General features: G+C 62.6%; 2 protein-coding genes. Both read left to right on the forward strand.

Annotated features, from left to right (window positions below):
• Positions 1-1,400, forward strand: a 1,400-nt coding sequence (gene ligD, locus EPO55_RS09485; protein ID WP_296336434.1) for a DNA ligase D, incomplete at its 5' end; no start/stop codon positions are given.
• 132 nt (positions 1,401-1,532) lie between these two features.
• Positions 1,533-2,747: an IS256-like element ISSpma2 family transposase gene (locus tag EPO55_RS09490; RefSeq protein WP_126015227.1), complete on the forward strand. Its 1,215-nt coding sequence runs from the start codon at positions 1,533-1,535 to the stop codon at positions 2,745-2,747.
• Positions 2,748-2,798 lie beyond the last annotated feature (51 nt).

The following is a 2,798-nucleotide window of genomic DNA, read 5'->3' on the forward strand; positions in this document are numbered from 1 at the left end:
TCGACTGGTCCGAGAAGTTCGCGCCTCTGGTTCGGCACCTGGCCGCGCTCGATCTGCCGTCCTGCCTGATCGACGGCGAGATCACGGCCGCAGACGACGAAGGCAATCCCGACTTTTCGCGCCTCCAGAATGTGCTGAAGCGCGGCCATGGCGAGCAGGGCGAGCGCGACGCGCTCTCGTTCCATGCCTTCGACGTGCTCGAGATCGACGGCGAGGACCTCAAACCGCTCCCGAATATCGAGCGCAAGCAACGTCTCGCGGCGCTGCTCACCGCAGCATCAGCGCCGATTCACATTGCCGATCATATCGTGGGCGGTGGCGAAAAGCTGTTTCAGTCAATGTGCGGCGCCGCGCAGGAAGGCATTATATCCAAGCGCGCCGATGCGCCCTACGTACCCAGGCGCACGCAGAACTGGCTCAAGGTCAAATGCATCCTGCGTCAGGAATTCGTCATCGTCGGCATGACGAAATCGACTGCGCGACGTCGCCCCTTTGCCTCGCTCCTCCTCGCCCAGCGCAAGGGCAATCAACTCGTCTACAAGGGCAAGGTGGGCACCGGTTTCGATGCGGATCTGCTCGATGATCTCGCCACCCGCTTACAGCCGCTCCGTCGCGAGGAGCGCGTGCTCGAGGTGCCGAAAACCGAAGCGCGTGGCGCACTATGGCTGGAGCCCAGACTTGTCGCCGAAGTGGCCTTTGCCGAATTCACCGGCGATGGCAGAGTGCGCCATGCCAGCTTCGTCGCCTTGCGCGAGGACAAGAAGGCTGAGGACGTGATACCCGAACGCGCTGTCCATATCGAACCGCAGATGCAAACCGTTGCGATCAGCAATCGCAGTCGCGTGATCTTCCCTGAAAGCGGGCAGACCAAGGGCGACCTTGCCGATTACTATGCCATGCTGGCGCCCGCGATGCTGCCATTCCTTGCCAATCGCCCGGTAAGTCTCGTCCGTTGTCCGCAAGGGCGGGCCAAGCAGTGCTTCTTCCAGAAGCATGACAGCGGCTCGTTCGGTGAGCATGTCCACCATGTGTCGATCAAGGAAAAGGATGGCAATTCAGAAGACTACCTTTTCGTTGCGGACGCCGCCGGCATTCTCACCTGCGTGCAGATGGGCACGATCGAATTCCATGGCTGGTGCGCAAAGGCCGACGATGTCGAAACGCCCGATCGGATGGTGATCGATCTCGATCCCGACGAAGGACTCGATTTTGCCGACGTGAAGCGCGCGGCAAAAGACATCCGCGACCGTCTCTCGGACCTTGGCCTTGTCAGTTTCGCAATGCTGTCGGGAGGCAAGGGCATCCACGTGGTCCTGCCGCTCTGCTGCGACCACGCATGGGAAGCCCACGCCAGCTTCGCCGAACGCTTCGCCAAGCTAGCGTCCGCGCTCGTGGTGTAATTTCCGGTGTATGTGACGGTGTATTCCGGGGTGGGGCATGCCCCACCCCGGAATGCGGCGTCGCTGGTGGCCACCGGGCTCATCGTTATGGTGGAGTTTGCACACTTCAACCGTGACGAAGAGGAGTTCCCGATGACCGAGGACAGATTACTGATCGAAGAGCTGGCTGCGAAGGGCGGCCAACCGGATTTTTTGCGCACCATTGCCGAGAACGTCCTGCAGCTGATCATGGAGGCCGATGTCGACGGCCTGATCGGTGCCGGACGGCATGAACGATCCGGTGAGCGCGCCACCTGGCGCAACGGATATCGTGATCGCTCGCTCGATACCCGGGTCGGCACGCTGAACCTCAAGATCCCCAAGCTGCGCGCGGGCTCCTACTTCCCCGGCTTCCTCGAGCCCAGGAAGATGGTCGAGAAGGCGCTGGTGGCGGTAATCCAGGAGGCGTGGATCGGCGGCGTCAGCACCCGGCGGGTCGACGAACTGGTCCAGGCCATGGGCATGACCGGCATCTCCAAGTCCACGGTCTCCAAGCTGTGCAAGGACATCGACGAGCGCGTTCTGGCCTTCCTGAAGCGCCCGCTGACCGGCGAGTGGCCCTACCTCTGGCTCGACGCGACCTACCTCAAGGTGCGCGAAGGCGGCAGGATCATCAGTGTCGCCGCGATAATCGCCATGGCTGTCAACACCGAGGGCCGGCGCGAGATCGTCGGCCTACATATCGGCCCTTCCGAAGCCGAGGTCTTCTGGTCCGACTTCCTGAAGGACCTTGTCCGGCGCGGCCTGACAGGGGTGAAACTAGTCATCTCCGACGCCCACGAGGGCCTCAAGGGCGCGATCACCCGCGTCATGGGCGCCACCTGGCAGCGCTGCCGCGTCCACTTCATGAGGAACGCGCTGTCCTACGTGCCCAAGGGCCAGAACACCGTGGTCGCCGCCGCCATCCGCCAGGTCTTCCTCCAGCCCGATCAGAAAAGCGCAACGCAGGTGTGGCGGCAGGTCGCCGACCAATTGCGTACCCGCTGGCCGAAGCTCGGCGCCTGCATGGACGAGGCGGAAACCGACGTGCTCGCCTACACCGGCTTCCCCACCCAGCACCGCACGAAGTTACACTCGACCAATCCCCTCGAGCGGCTGAACAAGGAGGTCAAGCGCCGCGCCGATGTCGTCGGCATCTTCCCCAACGAAGACAGCATCGTCCGCCTCGTTGGCGCCGTCCTGCTCGAGCAGAACGACGAATGGCAACTCCAGCACCGCTACATGCAGATCGAGGGTATGGCCGAACTCAACCAATCCATGATCGAGGAGGAAAATCAGCCACTACACATCACCGCAAAGGCCGCCTGACGATGACCCAGGGCCACCGCCGAAATTACACCACGTTGACGGACGTGACCC

Origin of the sequence: Reyranella sp. (assembly GCF_004296935.1) — a bacterium.
In the GTDB taxonomy this organism is placed as follows: Bacteria; Pseudomonadota; Alphaproteobacteria; order Reyranellales; family Reyranellaceae; genus Reyranella.